The sequence below is a fragment of the Oceanobacillus aidingensis genome (assembly GCF_042654105.1).
GTDB classification, from domain to species: Bacteria; Bacillota; Bacilli; order Bacillales; family Amphibacillaceae; genus Oceanobacillus; species Oceanobacillus oncorhynchi.
Map to the genome: position 1 here is coordinate 43,793 of NZ_JBHSFT010000046.1, position 21,756 is coordinate 65,548.

The 21,756-nt window shown below is 38.5% G+C and carries 22 protein-coding genes; 12 read left to right on the top strand and 10 right to left on the bottom strand.

Features of this window, described 5'->3' with window-relative positions:
• Positions 1 to 8: 8 nt before the first annotated feature.
• From ACFO3P_RS17355 to ACFO3P_RS17365, 3 genes are all read right to left on the bottom strand, one after another.
• Positions 9 to 131: a YjcZ family sporulation protein gene (locus ACFO3P_RS17355; protein ID WP_193063269.1), complete on the bottom strand. Its 123-nt coding sequence runs from the start codon at positions 129 to 131 to the stop codon at positions 9 to 11.
• Between the two features lie 444 nt (positions 132 to 575).
• Positions 576 to 1,037, bottom strand: coding sequence for a signal peptidase I (gene lepB / locus ACFO3P_RS17360; protein WP_084613052.1), 462 nt, complete (start codon positions 1,035 to 1,037; stop codon positions 576 to 578).
• Between the two features lie 181 nt (positions 1,038 to 1,218).
• Entirely contained in the window at positions 1,219 to 2,376 is a 1,158-nt protein-coding gene (locus tag ACFO3P_RS17365) for an aminotransferase A (protein ID WP_042535303.1), read from the bottom strand.
• A 116-nt stretch (positions 2,377 to 2,492) separates the two neighbouring features.
• Between ACFO3P_RS17365 and ACFO3P_RS17370 the strand changes: the two genes are divergently transcribed.
• Complete coding sequence (locus tag ACFO3P_RS17370; protein WP_084613003.1) at positions 2,493 to 2,657, top strand: FbpB family small basic protein; 165 nt, start codon at positions 2,493 to 2,495, stop codon at positions 2,655 to 2,657.
• 184 nt (positions 2,658 to 2,841) lie between these two features.
• Positions 2,842 to 3,162, top strand: a complete 321-nt coding sequence (locus tag ACFO3P_RS17375; protein ID WP_139089158.1) for a hypothetical protein — start codon at positions 2,842 to 2,844, stop codon at positions 3,160 to 3,162.
• Between the two features lie 85 nt (positions 3,163 to 3,247).
• Here ACFO3P_RS17375 and ACFO3P_RS17380 read toward each other — a convergent pair whose 3' ends face one another.
• The 3 genes from ACFO3P_RS17380 to ACFO3P_RS17390 all read right to left on the bottom strand — a co-directional run bounded on the left by ACFO3P_RS17380 (position 3,248) and on the right by ACFO3P_RS17390 (position 5,742).
• A complete protein-coding gene (locus ACFO3P_RS17380; protein WP_042535299.1) occupies positions 3,248 to 3,718 on the bottom strand; it encodes a YkyB family protein in 471 nt (156 codons plus the stop codon).
• Positions 3,719 to 4,063: 345 nt separating this feature from the next.
• Positions 4,064 to 4,636 carry an SCO family protein gene (locus ACFO3P_RS17385; RefSeq protein WP_042535297.1) on the bottom strand — a complete coding sequence of 191 codons (573 nt, stop codon included), beginning with the start codon at positions 4,634 to 4,636 and terminating at the stop codon, positions 4,064 to 4,066.
• Positions 4,637 to 4,893: 257 nt separating this feature from the next.
• On the bottom strand, positions 4,894 to 5,742 hold the full coding sequence (locus tag ACFO3P_RS17390; RefSeq protein WP_042535295.1) for a metallophosphoesterase: 849 nt from the start codon (positions 5,740 to 5,742) through the stop codon (positions 4,894 to 4,896).
• A gap of 503 nt (positions 5,743 to 6,245) precedes the next feature.
• Between ACFO3P_RS17390 and cbpB the strand changes: the two genes are divergently transcribed.
• From cbpB to ACFO3P_RS17425, 7 genes are all read left to right on the top strand, one after another.
• Entirely contained in the window at positions 6,246 to 6,695 is a 450-nt protein-coding gene (gene cbpB, locus ACFO3P_RS17395; RefSeq protein WP_042535293.1) for a cyclic-di-AMP-binding protein CbpB, read from the top strand.
• Positions 6,696 to 7,015: 320 nt separating this feature from the next.
• Positions 7,016 to 7,723, top strand: coding sequence for a 2,3,4,5-tetrahydropyridine-2,6-dicarboxylate N-acetyltransferase (gene dapD / locus ACFO3P_RS17400; protein WP_175297074.1), 708 nt, complete (start codon positions 7,016 to 7,018; stop codon positions 7,721 to 7,723).
• A 16-nt stretch (positions 7,724 to 7,739) separates the two neighbouring features.
• Positions 7,740 to 8,858, top strand: coding sequence for an N-acetyldiaminopimelate deacetylase (locus ACFO3P_RS17405; protein ID WP_212928492.1), 1,119 nt, complete (start codon positions 7,740 to 7,742; stop codon positions 8,856 to 8,858).
• A gap of 153 nt (positions 8,859 to 9,011) precedes the next feature.
• Positions 9,012 to 9,452: a TlpA family protein disulfide reductase gene (locus ACFO3P_RS17410; RefSeq protein ID WP_212928493.1), complete on the top strand. Its 441-nt coding sequence runs from the start codon at positions 9,012 to 9,014 to the stop codon at positions 9,450 to 9,452.
• Between the two features lie 222 nt (positions 9,453 to 9,674).
• Positions 9,675 to 11,423: an ABC transporter ATP-binding protein gene (locus ACFO3P_RS17415; RefSeq protein WP_212928494.1), complete on the top strand. Its 1,749-nt coding sequence runs from the start codon at positions 9,675 to 9,677 to the stop codon at positions 11,421 to 11,423.
• A 114-nt stretch (positions 11,424 to 11,537) separates the two neighbouring features.
• Positions 11,538 to 13,268 (top strand): ABC transporter ATP-binding protein, encoded by a 1,731-nt coding sequence (locus tag ACFO3P_RS17420; protein ID WP_379542569.1) that lies wholly within the window; start codon positions 11,538 to 11,540, stop codon positions 13,266 to 13,268.
• 138 nt (positions 13,269 to 13,406) lie between these two features.
• Positions 13,407 to 14,069 carry a potassium channel family protein gene (locus tag ACFO3P_RS17425; protein WP_042535283.1) on the top strand — a complete coding sequence of 221 codons (663 nt, stop codon included), beginning with the start codon at positions 13,407 to 13,409 and terminating at the stop codon, positions 14,067 to 14,069.
• Positions 14,070 to 14,142: 73 nt separating this feature from the next.
• Here ACFO3P_RS17425 and ACFO3P_RS17430 read toward each other — a convergent pair whose 3' ends face one another.
• The 4 genes from ACFO3P_RS17430 to def form a co-directional block, all read right to left on the bottom strand.
• Positions 14,143 to 14,766, bottom strand: coding sequence for a class I SAM-dependent methyltransferase (locus ACFO3P_RS17430; protein WP_042535281.1), 624 nt, complete (start codon positions 14,764 to 14,766; stop codon positions 14,143 to 14,145).
• A gap of 96 nt (positions 14,767 to 14,862) precedes the next feature.
• Complete coding sequence (gene rnjA / locus ACFO3P_RS17435) at positions 14,863 to 16,530, bottom strand: ribonuclease J1 (RefSeq protein ID WP_042535279.1); 1,668 nt, start codon at positions 16,528 to 16,530, stop codon at positions 14,863 to 14,865.
• A gap of 2 nt (positions 16,531 to 16,532) precedes the next feature.
• Positions 16,533 to 16,742, bottom strand: a complete 210-nt coding sequence (locus ACFO3P_RS17440; RefSeq protein ID WP_042535278.1) for a DNA-dependent RNA polymerase subunit epsilon — start codon at positions 16,740 to 16,742, stop codon at positions 16,533 to 16,535.
• Between the two features lie 451 nt (positions 16,743 to 17,193).
• Positions 17,194 to 17,745 (bottom strand): peptide deformylase, encoded by a 552-nt coding sequence (gene def / locus ACFO3P_RS17445; protein WP_042535276.1) that lies wholly within the window; start codon positions 17,743 to 17,745, stop codon positions 17,194 to 17,196.
• A gap of 379 nt (positions 17,746 to 18,124) precedes the next feature.
• Here def and ACFO3P_RS17450 point away from each other — a divergent pair, with 379 nt between their 5' ends.
• The 3 genes from ACFO3P_RS17450 (at position 18,125) to ACFO3P_RS17460 (ending at position 21,736) form a co-directional block, all read left to right on the top strand.
• Complete coding sequence (locus ACFO3P_RS17450; protein ID WP_042535274.1) at positions 18,125 to 18,808, top strand: YkyA family protein; 684 nt, start codon at positions 18,125 to 18,127, stop codon at positions 18,806 to 18,808.
• An 864-nt stretch (positions 18,809 to 19,672) separates the two neighbouring features.
• Positions 19,673 to 20,755 (top strand): pyruvate dehydrogenase (acetyl-transferring) E1 component subunit alpha, encoded by a 1,083-nt coding sequence (gene pdhA, locus ACFO3P_RS17455; RefSeq protein ID WP_042535273.1) that lies wholly within the window; start codon positions 19,673 to 19,675, stop codon positions 20,753 to 20,755.
• Positions 20,756 to 20,758: 3 nt separating this feature from the next.
• Entirely contained in the window at positions 20,759 to 21,736 is a 978-nt protein-coding gene (locus ACFO3P_RS17460) for an alpha-ketoacid dehydrogenase subunit beta (RefSeq protein ID WP_212928495.1), read from the top strand.
• Positions 21,737 to 21,756 lie beyond the last annotated feature (20 nt).

Genomic DNA, 21,756 nt, shown 5'->3' on the forward strand with positions numbered 1-21,756 from the left:
TTTTGTGTTTAGCAGTAAAATGCAGCTCCTACGATGATTAGTAAAATGAAAAGAACAACAATCAACGCAAAGCCGTTTCCGTAGCCGCCACAATAGCCGCCACCGTAGCCGCCACCATATCCATAGCCCATGCTTTTCACCTCCTGAACTTACAGTATTACTGTATGCAGATAGATAAAATGTGTATAGACGTTTGCCTAGTTTTTTAACAGCAGCGTTCTGATACTCCCTCTGTTATTGTTTCAGCAGGCTTTATAAAAGACAGGAGATTTATACAGCAAGTAATAAAGAATACAGGAATTACTCAGCAAACAGCATGCAATTACATTTTCTACTTTATTTTATGTAGAGATATTGATAAAATGGAATTATATAAGTGAAATGAGTAATCATATTTTGTACATAGGCGAAGGGAGTGCTTCATGATGGAAATGCTTTTCGGTGTGGTTTGTTTTGCGATTCTTGTTTTGAATATTGGTTATTGCGTTATGGATAGAGAGTAGTCTTTCCGCCATTATAAAAGCAGAATGCTGTTTCTATTTTCTTGAAGAAAATAAGAATCCAGTGTTCTGCTTTTAGTCTATCCAGCCAAATTCGTTGAAAGGATAAATAATTAATTCAGATTTGCCGATAATATCATCTCGTGGAATAAACCCAAGTCCATTGCGGCTGTCTTTACTAATCAGTCGATTGTCTCCCATGACAAAATAATTATTTTCAGGAATTTCTAACGGACCAAAATTATTAGTTTGTGCAATGACTTCATCGCTTAAAAAATGCTGCTGATAGGCCTGACCATCGATATATAATTGACTGTTTTCAATTTCTATCGTTTCTCCGGGCATCCCGATAATACGTTTTACATAGTTTTTTGGCGGCTGATGGATGATGACCACATCGCCCCTGCCAGGGTCATCTATCGTGTAAACAATTTTATTAAAAATGACACGCTCTCCATCCTGAAGAGTGGGATACATGCTTTCTCCTTCTACAATGGAAGTGGCAAAAATAAATGTCCTGAGAAAGAAAGCAAGCATTATCGTAATAATAATTGCCTTCAGCCAGCCTACCCATTCTTTTTTTTGATCGGTATTTTCCACTAACTCATCTCCAAAACGTGCATAGTCTCCTTTTATCGTAGCATGTTTACGCGATTTTGCGCAAACATGCCAGTGGAAACAATTGAAAAATATATTGCGGAAGAGAAATAATATCCATTTACTTTTTATTTAACAGGTATGCTTCTAATCGATCCAATCCTTCTTTTAAAATGTCCTCGTGATAGGCATAGCTTAGACGCATATAGCCTTCGCCGTCTTTAGAGAAGCTGCTGCCTGGAACAAGAGCGACTCTGGCATTCCGGACCAGGGAGAGCCCTAAATCAAATGAACTCATATCATTTAATGTCAGCTTTGGAAAAATATAAAATGCGCCCTGCGGCTGCTCAACCTCCAATCCCATGCCTGTCAAACGTTCATACACATAATCCCTTCGTTTTTTAAACACTTCTTTTATATATGCCGTGTGTTCCTGATAAGTAGTCATTGCTTCTAAAGCAGCGTATTGGCTGATGGAAGCAGCACAAGATACATTGTATTGGTGAACCTTTAACATTTGCTCTGATATCCATTCAGGAGCAAGGGTGTATCCGATACGAAAGCCTGTCATGGAGTGTGATTTAGATACACCGTTGATAACGATGGTTTGATTTTTTAAATCGGAAATCGAAGCAATCGATGTGTGGGCAAAATCAAAAACAATCTCACTGTAGATTTCATCGGATAAAATAAATATTTCTTTCCCTTTAATCACTCCGGCAAGAGCTTCTAATTCTTCTCTAGAATAGGCTGCACCAGTCGGGTTAGAAGGGGAAGGAAGAACAATACATTTGGTATTTTCATTGATAACATCTGCCAATGCTTCCGGAGTAAACTTAAACCCGGTATTAGTTGTATCTACATGAACCGGTTTGGCGCCAGCGAGCGTAATCAGCGGTTCATAGCCCGGATAAATAGGACTTGGCAAAATCACTTCATCCCCAGGTGTAAGGATGGTCCGGAAAGTAATATCAATTGCCTCAGATGCTCCAGAAGTAACAATAATTTCCGAATCCGGCTGATAAGCCAGCTCATAATTTGTCTTGTAATAGGTATGTATGGCTTTTCGTAACTCCCAGATTCCTTGATTCGGTGTGTACGTTGTGAAGTTATTCTCAATCGCCTGAATTCCTGCATTTTTTACATTATCCGGAGTATGGAAATCCGGCTGTCCGATTGTTAAAGAAACGACGTCCTTTTCATCAGAAACCAGATTAAAGAATTTACGTATTCCCGATATTTCAATATTTTTTACATTGTTATTTATTAAATGCTTCAACATAATCACCTACGCTTAAAAAGTAAAATTTTCATTAAATGTTCAAATAATTTGGATTAATACGAATGAAATTGGGTATAATAAAAATATAGAATAAAATAAAAGGAGAATACAATATGCGACCAAGATCTCTTAATTTCGAACAGCTTGTTGACATGAATAGACAAGAATTATTAAACGATGAGAAAAGTATATCACAAATTGAAGAGAAGTTAGACAAGAAACAAGAAGCTTTTTTATTGAATCATAAAAAGAATAAAAACGAATTAACCGCTGAGTAGGAGAAATCCTTGCTAAAGCGGTTTTTTATTGGAGAGAGGGAAGAGGAATAAAAAAACGATTTTGAAGCAGCCCTGTTCTTATTGTATCATCTTTATAAAATAAGGGATTTTACCGCCGTATAAAATCGTTTCAACATGACGAAACTGAATAGCAGCGAAATCAGAAAGAAAAGGTGAGAACATGTTGCTGTCAGGGATAGTATCTATCGGAAATGTTGGAATTAATATTACTTATATTTATGTCATTATGATGCTGTTATGCAGTACAGCTGTGTACTATCTGACGAAAAAAATATATCAATGGGCGGTTAGAAAGCAAATGATGCGGTTTCTGGCATATATCGGTGCAAGCATTATTGTGATTAGCTTAACGATTATAACAGCTGTCATCCAGGAAAGGGATGCTTGGCACTTTCTAAGAGCTGCTATGCAAAGCCTCGCTTTTTTAGGCATCTGCTTAGCTATTTTTCCATTATTGCATCAATTTTTATTGAAAAGAAAATAATCTTCGGCAAATGTTATTTTCTTTTTAATACGGCAATAAAATGTTTATATACGATGGGCCAAAGATTAATGTCTGGCCAGCTTCCTTATTTCTTTTTAGAGCGTGCAGGAGGCCAATCCATTTTTCCTAACGAAGAAGGTACGTAATAGCTGGAGCGATGTTTTTTGGCAGGGGTCGATTTTGGTTTTTCCTGCTTCCAGTTAATATACTGACAAATTAGCCGTTTTGCTTGAGATAAAGACATTTTTACAGGCGGGTTGCGATAGCTTTGGTCTAATGCACCCAGATGCTTCAGATGTTTTAAATCCTCTTTGGCAGGAGGGATATGGAAGCAATATTCTCCAACCTTAATAAGCACTGTAGAATGTTGATTGCTAAGCTTGGGATGGTCAGAAAAATGCAACCCTTTTTTAGAAGCTTTTTTCTCTTTTAATAATTTTTCGATGGCTTGTTTTTTTAATTGATACAGCTGCTTCGGGTCAGGAGCCGTTTTTGCATGCTTATTAATAACAAATAAAGCCTGCGCCAGCTTTTCAACCTCAACGTCATGTTTCATTTTTAGTCTCTCCCTTTAAAAAAGGATTCAATCAATCTATATTTAATTAATACTCTAACTTAAAATTTATGGAATTTCAATACTATATCGAAAAAATACGAACAAATGCACTTGTTTTGTGCCGGGTGAAAAATAAAAGCTTGAATAATGCTTGCGCCAGCAAGGATTACGCGCATAAGCACGTGCTGAGAAAAATATACTGTAGATTATTAGGAAGGCATGATAGTAATTTCCGAATTCAGAGAAGAAAAAAGACCCTCGCATGGCGGCTAAGGTCTTTTCAGATGAGCAAGAAGAAATATCATTTTAGTGCTGTGGGAATGCTTTGTTGAAATATCGTGCTGTCTAATTTACTTTTTTTAAGTCATCAAGAATTGCATCCATGTTATCAAATTCCACTCCATCATAATTTTTGACAACTTCACCTTCCGGGCTGACTAGAAAGAAAGATGTCCCGTGGAGAACCTGATCATCTCCCTCTGCGGGGGCTTGAACAAGGTTTTTAAAATGCTTAATGGAAAATTCGCGGATCGTTTCAAAATCATAACCAGTGACGAAAGACCAATTATCGAAATTCACATCATAGTTAGAGGCATAATCCTTTAATACCTCAGGGGTATCGAAATCTGGATCTACGCTAAAAGAAACAATCTGTGCATCGATGCCTTCCTCTTCCATCATGGATTGCAGGTGAGCCATATTATATGTCATCGGCATACAGACGGTGGTACAGTTTGTAAAGATAAAATCAGCAATCCACCATTCTCCTTTTAAATCTTCAAGGGAGAGCTGTTCTTCATCCTGTGTCGTATACTCAAATTCCGGGACTTGTTCTGACATGGTTGTTTCAATAGCGTAACCCTGTCCGCAGCCTGCTAATACGAAAAATAAACCAATAAGTAATAAATAATGTCTCATATCATTAAACCCTTTCCTACTGTATCTTATGTTCATTATAGCATTGGGGAAAATGTTGAAAAAGTCTCTCATATGAAGGAATTATGACATTTTAAACCGGGCTGCCCGGATATCTTTCTTTCGATAAAATTTTACTGCAATCCAATTCTTTCAAGCTGAAGGATAATCGAGCCCTTTAATAGTGATTCTCCAATCGCTGCTGCAGGCGAAAATCGAGGTTATCCCATGAAGAAACAAAAAATTCTGCAGGTAAAGCATTAATTTGGATGTAATGTAAATACATGCAGCTCCGGTTTGCAGAAGAATCGATAAGGTAAACGGGTGGTTCCAATCCCGCTGTTCACGTATAATGTCAATCTATCTGAAACAGTGTATTTCCCTTGTACATATTTTTCTGCGTACGCCGGCGTATATAAATCGCCAATAAAAGGTAATCGGACCTGCCCTCCATGGCTATGACCTGATAATTGAATATCCACAGGATAATCCTTCACCATATCGGCAAGGTCAGGCTCGTGCGCAAGAAGAATGGTGAAATCAGAAGCTGTCCGATCTCTTAACGATTGACTGACATCCGGATTCCCAAGCATTGCATCATCCAGTCCAGCCAGCAGAAAGGAAGCATTCTCACGATGGATACGGGAGGCATTGTTTTGGAGCAAGGTAAAATCAGCTGCTTCAAAGGTTTCGTATAAAATATCCGTTCCATAGCCCCCATGATCATGATTTCCATAAATCCAAAACTTTCCTTCAGGCGCCTCCAGCTGCTGTAATATACGGATGAGACTGTCGTCCCAGTGATAATTATTAGGTTCGTCTACTAAGTCCCCTGTAAATAAAATCAAGTCGGGTTCCAGATTATTAATTTTTGTAACAAGAGTTTCGAGCTGCTCTAAGCTATAATGGAAACCTAAATGGGTATCGGAAAATTGCACAATTTTAAACTGATTAAAAGCGTTGGGAATTTGTGGAGATGTAATTGATTCTTCTGTGATTTTCAGGAGAGAAGGTTCTATCTCACGAGCATAAAAATACGTTCCGCCGCTCAAACCAAATAATGTTAATAAGCTTCCTAAAGACCTTTTTAAAAATGTTCTGCGATTCATTGTATAATTTCCTTTCTGCATATAAACCAATACGAAAATTATAGCACGGATAGAAGCTTTTTTTCATTTGGCAAATAGGTAAAGTTTTATACTTTTTTATTTAAGATACAGTAAAATCATTCTTACTGCTTTTAAAGACCTGATTTATCGCGTTTTACTCGGACATAATTCTTCTGTAGAAATATGTGAAGGCACTTTTTTAGGAGCAATATTCTTCCAAATGAGGAATCTGCTGATACAATCACTGGGAGAGAACCGCAGAAGTATGTTAAACTAAAAGTGTGTGTATAACGAAAAATCAAGTAATATACTTTAAGGTGACCGTTTATGGGTAATTATCCTCGCAGATAACACCCGTGAACTTTTATGATGAAGATAGAGCAGGTCTCGCAGAAACGTTTTGGAAGAAGATGTATCTACCGGGTTACTTTCACAGCATTTCTAATAAGTTAAAAGCATCTTTGAATTTCAATCGTCTTTATATGAAGAAGGGGGTAAATAAGGTGAGTACAACGCAAGATAAACAATTGTCAGATATGAAAATCAGTGAAGTCCTTATACCTGCTGAAAAGGTAGCGCATGTCCAGCTCAATAATCCTTTAGAACATGCATTGCTGGTATTAATGAAATCCGGCTATGCAGCAGTGCCAGTACTTGATGCAACCTATAAATTTGCCGGGATTATCGGAAAAACCGTTATCCTGAATGAAGTACTCGGGATTGAAAGCTTTGAAATGGAACGCTTATCAGAAATTCGGGTAATGGACGCCATGGCTGCAAATGTACCGACCTTAACCAGAGAAAATAGTTTACTAGACGGGCTGAATGCTTCCATTGACCATCCATTTGTATGTATAGTAGATAAAGATGGTTATTTTGATGGTATTTTAACAAGAAGAGCAATATTGAAGCAAGTAAAAAAAGATATTTATATGAATGCATATAAAAAATAATAACAATGTCTCCATGACGTGGAAGAGCGATAGTTTATTCTGCTTCATGGGGATTTTTTTGCATGTTAGGAAATATATATGCTGAATTTAGCGCTTCAACATGTTCCATGGGGGAATAATCTTAGGCACCAGAAATACACTCCGCTTTCGTAGGCCCCGAGCTCATCTCCTTTGAAGAAGACTTAGCGATTGGCAAGAACATCGATATTTTAAATAACAAGTGGTTTTCTTGGTTTTTCTTACAGTAATATTAGTTGCCGATGAAGATGGCGTCTGCTAAAGTAAGAAGGAGATTATAGAAAATGGAGGAGTAGTTGATTATGGATGCAAATGAAATTATACAATTTATTTCTAATAGTAAGAAAAGCACACCTGTAAAAGTATACGTGAAGGGAGACTTGGACAAGCTTCCTGAACAGAACGAAATAAAGGCATTTGTTGATGCGAAAAGCGGTACATTATTTGGAGAATGGAAAGCAGTAGAGCAATTCTTAAAAGATAATGAAGCTGTTATCGAAGATTATGTTATTGAAAATGATCGCCGTAACTCTGCTATCCCAATGCTGGATTTAAAAAATATCAATGCGCGTATCGAGCCGGGTGCGATTATTCGTGACCAGGTAGAAATTGGCGATGGTGTTGTAATCATGATGGGTGCATCAATTAATATTGGTGCTGTTATCGGTGAAGGAACGATGATTGATATGAATGCAGTTCTTGGCGGAAGAGCTACTGTAGGAAAGAACTGTCATATTGGCGCAGGTACTGTCCTTGCCGGCGTAATTGAGCCGCCATCTGCTAAACCAGTTATCGTAGAAGATGATGTGGTAATTGGCGCAAATGTTGTTGTCCTTGAAGGGATTACGATTGGAAAGGGCTCTATTGTTGCAGCAGGATCTATTGTTACCAAGGACGTAGAACCAAACACATTAGTCGGCGGTACACCTGCCCGAGTTTTAAAAGAAATCGATGAGCAGACAAAATCGAAAACAGAAATCAAACAAGAGCTTCGTAAATTAGATAATTAAGGCAGATGAAAACTTTATGACAGCAATTGATTTGCAAACGATCCGCAGGGAACTGCATCAGATTCCTGAATTAGGTTTCAGGGAGGAAAAGACGCAGAAGTACCTGCTCGCAAAAATTCAAGAAATGGCGACAGATTGTGTTGAAGTGAGAACATGGCGGACCGGTATTTTAGTACATGTATCTGGAACCGATCCAACAAAGCGGATTGGTTTTCGGTCTGATATCGACGGACTCCCCATTTTGGAAGACACAGGCTTCGACTTTGCTTCAACGCATAGGGGACAAATGCATGCGTGCGGACACGATTTCCATATGACCATTGCTTTGGCAGCACTCAACAGGCTGATTGAACAGCCTGTAAAGGATGATGTGCTATTTATTTTTCAGCCAGCTGAAGAAGGCCCGGGCGGCGCAAAGCCGATGATTGCGTCAGAAGAATTTCTTGCATGGAAACCAGATACGATTTTTGCACTGCATATTGCTCCAGAGCTGCCAGTTGGTCAGGTATCCTCTAAACCTGGACTTTTATTTGCTAATACGAGTGAGCTGTTCCTGGATTTTAAAGGACTTGGCGGCCATGCTGCCTATCCGCATTTAGCGAAGGACATGACCGTAGCAGCGAGTAATTTTGTTGTGCAGGCTCAGCAAATTGTCTCCAGAAGGTTAAATCCGTTAGACGGTTCCGTCGTTACGATTGGAAAAATGGAGAGCGGATTTGTTCAGAATGCCATAGCGGAGACAGCTCGTTTGGAAGGAACGATTCGAACGACAGAAGCTTCCTCCATCATATTGGTGAAGGAAGAGCTGGAGAAGCTGATCAAAGGATTTGAAATAGCCTATGATTGCCAGATAAATGTCGATTATGGAGCGAATTATTACCAAGTAGTAAATGAAGAAAAATATGTGGAGCTCTTTAAAACGTCTCTGGAAAACACGGACATTACTTATGTCCAGGCTTCTGCAGCAATGACTGGAGAGGATTTTGGAGATATGCTAAAAGAGATTCCAGGATTTATGTTCTGGCTTGGGGTAAATTCTCCATATGGACTGCATCATGCGAAGCTAACCCCGGATGAAGCTGCGCTTTCTGTAGGCGCGGAAGCTGTAGAAACCTATATCCGCTCCATTGGTTAGTATTTGACAGGTATATTATGGTTTAATAAAAAAGATTTTCTCTTGTGATGGGAGAAAATCTTTTTTATATGCTCTATTCTTCTAAAATCAAATGTATACATCTTCCTTCTTCATCATATATCAGTTAAAGAGAAAATAGGAAGGAGTGACCTCATGCAGATTTATGATGCCCTCCCTGATTTATCTAAATTCAAACCATTGCCCGGAAGTAATCAATCCCTGTTATTTTCTAGCGGAAAGCCGATTCTTGTTATCTTTTGGTCTGTTAGCTGTTCATCCTGTGGTTATTTCTTGCAAAAGCTGGCTGCTATTCCTCCAATCAAATCCCAAAAAGTGATTACCATATTGATTCACACATATTTAGATAGTGAACAAATCAGCCTGCCTGAAATAAAAAATAAACTAAATCAGCTGCATGTTGATGCTGTATATTTAGATGATGTAACTGGACAATTGGATGATATATTTCAGTTCCGTTATGTACCTGCGTTATACTTATTTGATAAACAGGAAAAGCTGCGGTTCAAACAAATTGGAAAATCTTCTACAAGTTTGGTAGAACAGCGTTTGAGACGATTAATCAATACAAAATAAATTAAATATATAGACTCTATTCTTTCCGGGATGGAGTTTTTTTGTGCAATAGGAGCAGATTATGGATGGTTTCAAAATATTTCACGGATAGAAATCACGCAACAAAAGCTGTCTTAAAAAATTTATCAAAAATTTTCAAAAAAATTTCACAAAACAGTAGAAATTTATTTCGGAAACCGTTATATTAGTTATTACGGATTAGTGGAAAGGGGGGAATTAATTTTGAATACCTTTAAAAAACTGAAGCATTTCTATTGGCCTTATAAAAAGTATTTTATTTGGTCGATTATCTGTATGCTTATCGTTACCAGCATTACGGTTGTTTATCCGATTATCCTGCAAATTACAATCGATGAAGTAGTTGCTGAACAGAGATATGGACTGATTCCTTATATTTGTGGTGTATTCTTAGGGTTAATGATGATAAAGGGTATATCTACTTTTTTCTTTCAGTACCTGGGTGATTTATTTGGAATGACCTCTGTATATAAGCTGCGTGAATCATTATACGATAAGCTGCAAGCGCTGGCATTTAAATATTATGATAATGCCAAAACAGGGGATATTATGTCCCGGCTGACTGCAGATGTCGAAGGATTTCGTTTCTTTCTTTCGGTAGGTTTTGCAGAATTGATTCGCGTTGTGTCGTTGATGCTGATAAGTATTTCGGTTATGTTTTATTATTCTATTCCTCTAGCACTTATAACAATGGCGGCGATGCCGTTTCTGGCATTTGTTGTTTATAAATTTGATAAGCAGGTTCATCCGGCCTTTCGAAATATCAGACGCTCCTTTGGAAAGTTAAATACAAGAGTACAGGAAAATATAAGCGGGATGAATACGGTTAAATCATTATCAAGAGAAGACTTTGAGATTGGCAGGTTTTCTGAAAGTAATGATAATTACCGCCAAAAATATTTGTTTACATCAGGTTTGTGGGCAAAGTATTTTCCGGTGATGGAATTTATCGGAAATGTCAGCGCCGTTGTTTTATTAGCGTTTGGCGGTTTTTTTGTCATAAATGGATCCATGACGACCGGACAATTAATGGCCTTTTTCAGTTTAGTCTGGTTTATCATGGGACCGCTTATGAACTTAGGATTTATCATTAATCAATTTTCACAGGCAAAAGCATCTGGAGAGCGGCTGCTGGAGATCCTCGAAGCGCCTGAAGATATCGAAGAAAAGACTGGTGCGATGGATGCTGATATTCAAGGCCATGTCACCTTTAAGGATGTCACATTAACATATATCGAAGAAGATGATGAAGCATTAAAACATGTCAGCTTCGATGCTCCGCCGGGCAAAACAATCGGGTTAATCGGCGCAACGGGCGCAGGAAAAACAAGTATTACCCAGCTGCTTACACGGTTTTATGAACCGGAAGAGGGGGAAGTTTTAATCGATGGACGCCCTGTTTCGGACTATAAGCTGAAAAGTCTCCGCAGCCAAATTGGTTTTGTTCTGCAGGAGCCGTTCCTGTTTTCCACAACCATTAAAGAAAATATTTCTTATGGTACACCAGGAATTCAGGAAGAAGAAATTGTTGCAGCGGCAAAAATGGCGCAAGCGCATGATTTTATCATGGAGCTTCCAAAAGGATATGATACGCTTCTAGGAGAAAGAGGAATGGGGCTGTCCGGGGGACAGAAACAGCGGATAGCTATAGCCAGAGCCATTTGTATCGATCCGAGTATTCTTGTATTAGATGATGCAACGTCTGCTGTTGATATGCAGACGGAGCATAAGATTCAAAAGGCATTGCGTGAAGTGATGAAGAACAGAACATCCTTTATTATTGCGCACCGTATTTCCTCTTTAAAGCATGCGGATGAAATTTTAGTGCTGGAAGACGGGGAAATCGTTGAACGGGGCACCCATGACTTCTTGTTGAAAAATAAAGGTCCTTATGAACGTATTTATAATATCCAATATCAAGACCGCGAAGAGATTATGAGTGTGGTCAATTAAGGGAGGCGGCGTATATTGGCAAAAGCAAAAGAAGCTAAAAAGCAAAGTAATCATCTGGAGCGATTTCACTATACAATAGACCAGACAATTGAAAAGCCGTTTAACTGGGAACAGATGTGGAGATTGCTTCAGTTCTTAAAGCCTTATTCCAAAACATACTTGCCCGGTGCGATTATTGCAATGATGATTGCTACAGCTGTCCGATTATCTATACCGATTCTGATCGGAAAGGTAGCTGTGGATATTGCGATTGCCCAGAATGATGGAAATCTGTTAGTTTATCTTGTTGCAGGGATTGCTATTCTTTATATTATCAGTTTTATTGCCAATCGATTCCGGATCAAATGGGTAAATATTTTGGGGCAGAATGTAATCTATGATTTAAGGCAAAAGCTTTTTTCCCATGTACAGAGGCTGTCACATCGTTTTTTCGATAACCGCTCGGCAGGATCTATCCTAGTCCGGATTTTAAATGATATTAATTCCTTGCAGGAACTATTTACCAACGGAATTATTAATCTGTTGATGGATATTTTAATGTTGAGCGGCATTATTATTATCCTGTTTATAATGAGCCCGCCTCTGGCGTTGGCGGTGGTAATCGTCATTCCGCTGATGTTTATTATATCAACTGCGTTAAGAAGAAAAATTAGAAGAGCATGGCAGCTGGTCCGCCTGCAGCAATCGAGAATGAATTCACATTTAAATGAAGGACTGCAGGGAATGCGTATTACCCAATCCTTCTCTCAAGAAAAAGAGAATGCGGAATTCTTTGATGGTGTAAATTCAGGCTTCTTTAACAGCTCCCGTGATGCAGCGAAGAAAAGTGCTTTTTTCCGTCCGCTTGTAGATATCTGTGACGCAGCCGGGACCATTATATTAATCGCTTTTGGCTCTTACTTAATTTTGAACGGAACGATTGAATTAGGGACGTTTATTTCCTTTGCATTCTTCTTAGGGATGTTTTGGGAGCCGATTTCCAGGCTGGGTCAGATGTATAATCAGCTGCTGATGGCAATGGCCTCCTCCGAGCGTATTTTTGAATTTTTGGATGAACAGCCTAATGTGGAAGAAAAAGAAGGCGCATATCAATTTGAAAAGATGGATGGCCAGATTGAATTTGATGAAGTCGAATTCGCTTATAATGCAGATCGGATGGCATTAAAAAAGATTTCCTTGAAGATGGAGGCAGGTCAGACAATAGCCTTGGTTGGTCATACGGGAAGCGGAAAGTCTACCATTGCCAACCTGATCAGCCGTTTCTATGATCCTACATCTGGAGCAGTAAAAGTGGACGGACATGATCTGCGGGACGTGACGTTAGACAGTCTAAGACAGCGGATTAGTGTTGTTCTTCAAGATACGTTTATCTTTTCTGGAACAATTATGGAAAATATCCGCTTCGGCAGACCGGACGCGAAGGATGAAGAAGTAAAGGAAGCGGCAAAGGTTGTTGGAGCAGACAGTTTTATCAGCCGGTTAGCCAATGGTTACGAGACAGAAGTGGAAGAGCGGGGGAATATTCTATCTGCCGGTGAAAGACAATTATTGTCCTTCGCAAGGGCGCTTTTGGCAAATCCGAGCATCATTATATTGGATGAAGCTACAGCAAGTATTGATACCGAATCGGAAGTGAAGATTCAAAAAGCATTGAAACGTTTATTAAAAGGAAGAACGTCGATTATAATTGCCCATCGTCTGTCTACGATTCGAGAAGCGGACTGCATCTATGTTCTGGAGCACGGAGAAGTTTTAGAATATGGAAATCATCAGGAATTAATGCAGCAGCACGGAAAATATTATGAACTTGTTAAATCACAATTCACGATGCTGGATGCTATATAAATAAAAGGGAGGGAGCAGCTGCAATTGTGGCTGTTCTTTTCTTCTTTTATCGCAATGCAAGATAAAGTAAAATTCCCCGCTGAATAATGTTTTACATTATGTTAATATATAGAAATGAAAGACTGGAGGTTGCTTGTCATGAAAAAAGATTTTGCAGTAATTGGTCTCGGCAGATTTGGCGGAAGCATTTGTAAAGAACTAAGCGATAAAGGAATGCACGTTCTCGCCATTGATTCAGATGAGACGAAGGTCAATGAATATAAAAATATTGCATATCATGCTGTCGGACTTGATGCGACAGATGAAGATGCCTTGAAAGAAATAGGGATTACCAATTTTGATCATGTTATTGTAGCTATCGGAGAAAACATCCAGGCAAGTATTCTCGCCGCGGTTATCTTGACGGATTTAGAAATAAGAAGGATCACGGTGAAGGCCCAGAATGATTATCATGAAAAAATTCTGAATCGGATTGGCGTTCATCATGTCGTCCATCCCGAAAGAGATATGGGCAAGCGGCTGGCACATAGCTTCATATCCAATAATATTTTAGAGTATCTGGAGCTATCCAATGAGCACAGCATCGTAGAGGTTATCGCAGGCAAGAAAATGATTGGTAAAAATTTAATTACACTGGATGTCCGGGCAAAGTTTGGGTGTAATATTGTTGCGATAAAAAGAGGATCAGAAATTGATGTATCCCCTGAAGCAGATGAGCCTCTCCATGAAGGAGATATACTTATTGTAATTGGGGCAGATCAGGATATTAATCGGTTTGAAAAAGCATTTATTTTTGATTAACTATAAGTTCGTCCTCTTTAAAAGACCCTTTCACATTGAATATCTTTGTAAAAGGGTCTTTTCTAATTATCAGCTAAAGCTGCTCATTGTCAAAGCGGTAGATAAGAAGGCGCTCGTCTGGATTCAGCCAGTATGCTTTTAGTTTTATTTCCTGCAATAATTCAAAAGGGCTATCATATTCAAGGAATTGAATATATGTATCATGAGGGTAATATAGAATAATATCTACCACCCTCGGGGCCTCTTCAACTGATTTTAAAATATTAGAGGTAATGCGCTTAAAAATTTGTACAGAAAAAGGATTGAAAAAATAAAAATGATTATCCTTTGCACGAATTTTATATTCCTCTGCCAAGCAGCAAATAAATTGAATATCGGTCTGCTTATCCTCAGCGTTTATTGAGTGTGTATATGTTTGTAAATTATGCTGGGCATCGTTAAAAAAATGCGTGTTCATTTCTATGCCAGTCACCGATATCTGCTGAAAAAAATCAAGATAAAAGGCTAAACGTCCTTTTCCACATCCAAAATCGATGACAGTGCCTTGTTTATCAAGCGTATAATTTTTCGTTAATTTTTCCAAAGCGCTGTATGGAGTCGGCTCATAAGGATTGTAATGATGTGATTCAGGATAGATTGTTTTCTTATCCTCGATGGTATGAATTTGCAACAGCTTATCATAATATTTATCCTTCATAAACAAGTACCTCTTTCTGGATAGCAGTGCCGCCTATTTTAAAGAAAAGCTCCATTCTCCAAAAATAATTTTTCAGGAGAATGGAGCTTCTGTTCTTTATATTTCCATAATGATTGGTAAGACCATTGGACGACGTTTCGTTTTTTCATATAAGAATGGAGCAATCGTATCTGTAATTTCATTTTTAATTTCAGACCATTGTGTTGTACGGCGTTCCATTACTTTTTCTAAATGCTTAGCGACAAGTTTTTGCGCATCGTTGATAAGGTCTTCTGATTCACGCATATAGACAAAACCGCGAGAAATAATATCTGGACCTGATTCAATTTTAAATTCTTTCATGTTGATACTTACAACAACAATTACTAAGCCTTCTTCAGACAGAATTCTGCGGTCTCTAAGAACAATATTCCCGATATCGCCAATTCCGCTTCCATCAACATAGATAGAGCCGGACGGGATTTTACCTGCAATCGCAGCTTGGTCTTTTCCAAGGGCCAGTACATCTCCATTGTCCATAATAAAGGAATGATTTTCTTTGACCCCGCATGATTCAGCTAATTTCATATGCTCGATTAACATACGATACTCCCCATGAATCGGCATGAAGAATTTCGGTTTGATTAAACGAAGCATCAGTTTTTGCTCTTCTTGACTTCCATGACCAGAAGTATGAATATTATTCAGTTTTCCGTGAATAACATCCGCTCCTGCACGGTATAATTTATTGATAGTTCTGCTTACGCTGACAGTGTTCCCCGGGATTGGCGAGGATGAAAATACAACGGTATCTCCAGGAATAAGTTGAATTTGCCGATGTGTTCCATTAGCAATTCGAGAGAGTGCTGCCATCGTCTCGCCTTGTGAACCAGTACAGAGGATCGTCACTTCATTTGCCGGAAGACGATTAATTTGGTTTCCGTCAATAAACGTATCTTTAGGTGCCTGGATGTAACCCAGCTCCTGGCCGATGTTTATCGCGGATTCCATACTTCTTCCGAAAACAGCAACTTTACGGTTATGCTTCACGGACGCTTCAACTACTTGCTGGAGGCGATAAATATTAGACGCAAACGTAGCAAAAATCAGTCTGCCGTCAACACGGCTGAATATATCCTGAATGCTTTCACCAACGACGCTTTCTGACATTGTAAATCCAGGTACTTCACTATTCGTACTATCGGATAGGAGGCATAATACTCCTTCTTCGCCAATTTGAGCCATTTTAGCAAGGTTTGCTGGTTCACCGACTGGTGTGAAATCAAATTTGAAATCGCCGGTATGAACGACATTTCCAGGCGGTGTTTTTACAACAATACCAAATGAATCTGGAATACTGTGTGTAACACGGAAAAAGCTAACGGAAGTTTTACGGAATTTTATCACATCGTCTTCTTGAATGGAAATTAGCTTGGTACTGCGTAATAAACCGTGTTCTTCTAATTTATTACGAATTAAACCGAGAGCTAATTTTCCGGCATAAATTGGCACATTAATTTGTTTTAATAAGAATGGGATTCCACCAATATGATCTTCGTGACCATGTGTAACAAAAAGACCCTTGATTTTATCTTGATTTTGCACAAGATAGGTGTAATCCGGGATTACATAATCAATACCAAGAAGGTCATCCTCAGGGAATTTGATTCCTGAATCAATAAGGATAATCTCATCCTGGAATTGAACTGCATACGTATTTTTGCCGATTTCCCCAAGTCCACCCAGGGCAAATACAGCCGTCTGATCATTTTTTACAAACTTCATTACTATACGTTCTCCACTTCAAAATTGCCGGTACTTTTTTCGTATTCGAGATGTGCCTCATCTAATACTTGAATGTACTCAATGTTAATATCGCGGTCACTAATTTTTGATCTTGCTTCTCTGACGGATTCAGCTTCTACATAGAGGCTCTCCGTACGTTCTCTTACAGGCACTTCTTTACGTGATGCCTGATATAATACTTTAAAAATCATTTCATCTCTCCTTTAAAATTTAAAAACTTTATTTAGTCAGGGTTATTCATACGATGTGTTGTATTCCGTTATAAAAGGCAAGTTTCCGTCAGCTCACCTGAAAAATGGCTTTTCTAATTAAGAATGATATTCTTATTTGGCTGTTCATTATTTATTAGTAGTTGGTACGCGTCCCTCTTTGCCTAGTAAATCCTTCAAACGTTTTTTTAGTTTCTCTTTAAGACGTTTCAGCATAAGGACTCACTTCTCCTTCCGATAATATAGAAAAGCAAATTTAACCCTCTACCGTCCAATCCTCTTATCTATAGTATAGTACGAAATTGGAAAGAATTAAATAAAAAACGATAAATAATAAAAAATATTCCTTTGTTCGTGTTTGCTAAACTATTTCTATCATCGTCTAAATCAGCAATTTTATACAGTTTGAAAAGAATTTTCCGGGAGCGCTAAATTAATTGATTTCAATGGAATTATCCGGAATGGCAAAAGGATTCTCCTCGTTGATCCGGTCAAAAAACATAATACCGTTTGTATGATCGATTTCATGTTGAAAAACAATAGCCGGATAATCTTTTAAACGCAATTTAACTGGATTATCATTTATATCTGTTGCAGTTATAGTAATACGAGCGTGTCTTGGGACATATCCTTCTATAACACGGTCAACAGATAAGCAGCCCTCTCCATTTTGTAAGTATGCCTGCTCTACAGAGTGACTGATGATTTTAGGGTTGGCCAGTCCCATACTGTATTTTTTTCCTTTGCTGTCTTCAAAATGCAGTGCAATCAATTGTTTTTCAATGCCAAGCTGAGGGGCAGCCAGACCTACTCCGGCTCTTAAATTATATTTTTCAGCTATTTCATCATCTTGACTGTTTTTTAAGAATTGAAGCATATCTTCTAATAATTGTTTGTTTTCCGCAGACAGCGGCACATCTACCTTAGCGGCTTTTTTTGTTAAAGAAGGATGTCCTTCTCTGACAATATCTTTCATTGTTATCATGTTTACGACTCCTTTATATCTGTTTATTTACGTTATAGAGGATGTTCAAAAGGTTCCTGAAGAATAAGCGGCAAACTCTTTTATTGACTTGGTTTTTCCTGGGCGCAGCGATTACTAGCTACATTGAAAATCGTTCGTTCCTTTTGAACACGATAGCTTAAATTATAAAATAATGCGAGACAAGTCTGTTGCTTATCATAACACATAAATTTAAACATGGATGATATTTCATATTATAAAATAGGAGGGGAGGATGTAAAAGGTTTTGCTCTAGTCTTTCCTGAACTTCGCATCATATGTTACAATTTTAGTCGTATATAGTTTAAAAAACGGATACATAGGAAAAACAAAAAGAAACGTACATATTGGAGGTTTTTTTGTGTCAAAAAAAGGTTATTTATACGCAATTATTATTTCTTCTTTATTATTCATTGCTGCATGCAGCAGTAAATCTGCTGAAGAACAAATACATGATCATCTTGAAGAAGCAATTCAAATAGAAGAAGGATATGAAACACAGCAGCAGGAAATTGAAGAACTGGAGCAGCAGGAACAGGAAATATTCAGTCAGATTGTGGAGCTGGATATGGAGCAATTTGATCAGATTCAAGAATTATCACAGGAAGCCATTTCTATCGTTGAACAAAAGCAGGAAAAGCTTGGTGAAGAAAGAGAAAGCATTGAAGCTTCTCAAGAAGAATTTGAACAAGTGGAGTCCCTTATCTCTGATTTAGAGGATGAAAATGTTCAGCAGGAAGCAGAAAGCATGTATGACATCATGATAGAGCGATATACAACATACTATGATTTAAATGATACGTACCAAACCTCCGTCGACCAGGAAAAAGAGTTATATGAAATGCTGCAGCAGGAAGAGCTTGAACAGGATGAAGTAACCAGTCATTTAGAAGCTTTAAATGAAAATTATGAAGGAATTATTGCATTGAATGAAGAATTTAATCAATTGACAGCTGACTATAATGAAGCAAAACGTACATTTTATGAAGTATCGGATTTAAATGTAAGTTATGAAGACGAATCAGATGCCGATACAGAAGAATAATTACCGTTAAGCACCTCCTGCTCAGGAAAAACCTGCGCAGGAGGTTTTTTGAAGAATAGGAAAGTATATAAAAAAAATGCTGAATATAGCCGCTCCAACAGGTTTCATGGGCTGAGTAATCTTAGGCCCCAGAAATACACTACGCTTTCCGTGAGCACCGAGCTCAGTCTCTTTTAAAGAAGACTTGCTGATTGGCAAGCCAATAGGTGTAGACAGAGCTAAAGTTGGGACTTCGATTACTAAAACCACTGCGCATTCCCACAGGAGTCTCTGTGTATTTCTTCTGGGACTGGGACTGCGATTACTCGTCCCATCAAAAAGCGTCGCTAGAATTAGCGTTATTTCCTTGTGAAAAAGCAAATAAAACATAATTCTTCTTAGATGGGAGCGACTTCCCGCAGCGGACATCTGCTCGGAAAGAATACCAGTATTTTAAAGACAAAGCGGTATTCTTGGTTTTTCTTAGCGGGTAGGATCGGATGTTCTTATAGAGCGCATGTATGCTGCAAAGAAAAAATTACAGCACAATGTTTTATGCAGGGAATGATACAAAATTGATACAGTTTTTTTACATAGTAATACAGTTTTTTCTTGATGGAACAGGGAGCAGCAAACCCTTGAATCATATATCAATGTACAAGAAACAAACTGATTGACCATCCATAAAAAATGAGCTAAGATAATAGGAGATAAAAATTGTATTACTTTCTATTGCTCGTCCTTTTAGAACAGTAGTGATAAAATAATACAGATTAAAAATTTCTGCATTAGGGTAAAGGTATTAGTATGTAATTTTTATTGTTTAAGGGTAGAATAGTAAAAGGATACTTAATTTTGATATAAGAAAGGAAGAGGTGAATCATTTTGAAACAGGTACTTGAAAATATTGAAAACCAATTCGAAATGTTCCAAGTTCTAGATGAAAATGGAAAAGTTGTAAACAAAGATGATCTCCCTGATTTATCAGATGATGAATTGAAGGAGTTAATGAGACGCATGGTATATACACGTATACTTGATCAGCGTTCCATTGCACTTAACCGCCAAGGACGCTTAGGTTTCTATGCGCCGACTGCCGGTCAGGAGGCTTCTCAGTTAGGAAGTCAATTTGCATTAGAGCAAGATGATTTTATTTTACCGGGATATCGTGATGTTCCACAGTTGATTTGGCAGGGACTTCCATTATACCAAGCTTTCTTATTCTCTAAAGGACATTTTCATGGAAACCAATATCCAGATGAAGTAAGAGCGCTAAGCCCGCAAATCATAATCGGTGCACAGTATGTTCAAACAGCTGGCGTAGCACTTGGTTTGAAAAAACGAGGCAAGAAGAATGTAGCAATCACTTATACAGGTGACGGCGGTACTTCTCAAGGTGATTTCTACGAAGGAATAAACAATGCTGGCGCATTTAAAGCTCCTGCTATTTTTGTTGTGCAAAATAACCGTTTTGCTATTTCTGTTCCTGTAGAAAAACAAACCAATGCAAAAACATTAGCTCAAAAAGCTGTTGCTGCCGGAATTGAAGGAATTCAAGTAGACGGCATGGACGTTTTAGCAGTTTATGCAGCAACTAAAATGGCTCGTGACCGTGCAGTAGCAGGTGAAGGTCCTACCTTAATCGAAACATTAACTTACCGTTTTGGACCGCATACCATGTCTGGTGATGATCCAACTCGCTACCGTACAGAAGATATGGACAAAGAGTGGGAGCAAAAAGATCCGCTTGTTCGTTTCCGTAAATACCTCGAAGGTAAAAAGCTTTGGACAGAAGAAGATGAGAACAAAGTAATTGACGAAGCGAAAGAAGATATTAAAAAAGCAATTAAACAAGCTGAACAACAGCCTAAACAAAAAGTTACTGATTTAATTGATAATATGTATGAAGAGCTTCCAACTCATTTACAGGAGCAAAAAGAAATCTATCAAGCAAAGGAGTCGAAATAAATCATGGCACAAATGACAATGATTCAAGCAATCACTGATGCAATGCGCGTTGAGCTGAAAAATGACGAAAACGTGCTTGTATTTGGTGAAGATGTTGGACAAAATGGCGGAGTTTTCCGTGCTACGGAAGGTCTTCAAGATGAATTCGGCGAAGACCGTGTATTTGATACGCCGCTTGCTGAATCAGGAATTGGCGGCTTAGCCATTGGTTTAGCAATGGAAGGGTTCCGTCCGGTTCCAGAAATCCAGTTTTTCGGCTTCGTTTATGAAGTAATGGATTCGATTAACGGCCAAATGGCTCGTTTGCGTTATCGCTCCGGCGGCCATTACAATGCGCCAATTACTGTTCGTGCACCATTTGGCGGCGGGGTTCACACGCCTGAACTGCATGCGGACTCTTTAGAAGGTCTTATTGCACAACAGCCGGGTATGAAAGTAGTTATTCCTTCTACACCATATGAAGCAAAAGGACTGCTTATTTCTGCAATTCGCGATAATGATCCGGTTGTATTTTTAGAGCATATGAAGTTATACCGTTCTTTCCGCGGGGAAGTTCCGGAAGAAGATTATACCGTAGAGCTTGGAAAAGCTGACGTAAAACGCGAAGGTACTGACGTTACGTTACTTGCTTATGGCGCAATGGTGCATTCTTCATTAAAAGCAGCTGAAGAATTAGAGAAAGATGGTATTTCAGCAGAAGTAATCGACTTGCGTACGGTTTCTCCAGTAGATTATGACACCATTTTAGAGTCTGTTAAGAAAACAAATCGTGTCGTATTTGTCCAAGAAGCACAGCGTCAAGCTGGTATCGCTGGACAAGTTATTTCTGAAGTGCAAGAGAGAGCAATTTTACATTTAGAAGCTCCTATTCTTCGTGTTACTGCACCGGACACAGTTTATGCATTCTCTGATGCAGAGGAAGCATGGCTGCCAGACCATAAAGACATTGTTGAAAGAGTAAACGAAGTAATCAATTTCTAAATTATTTAGGAGGTCAAATC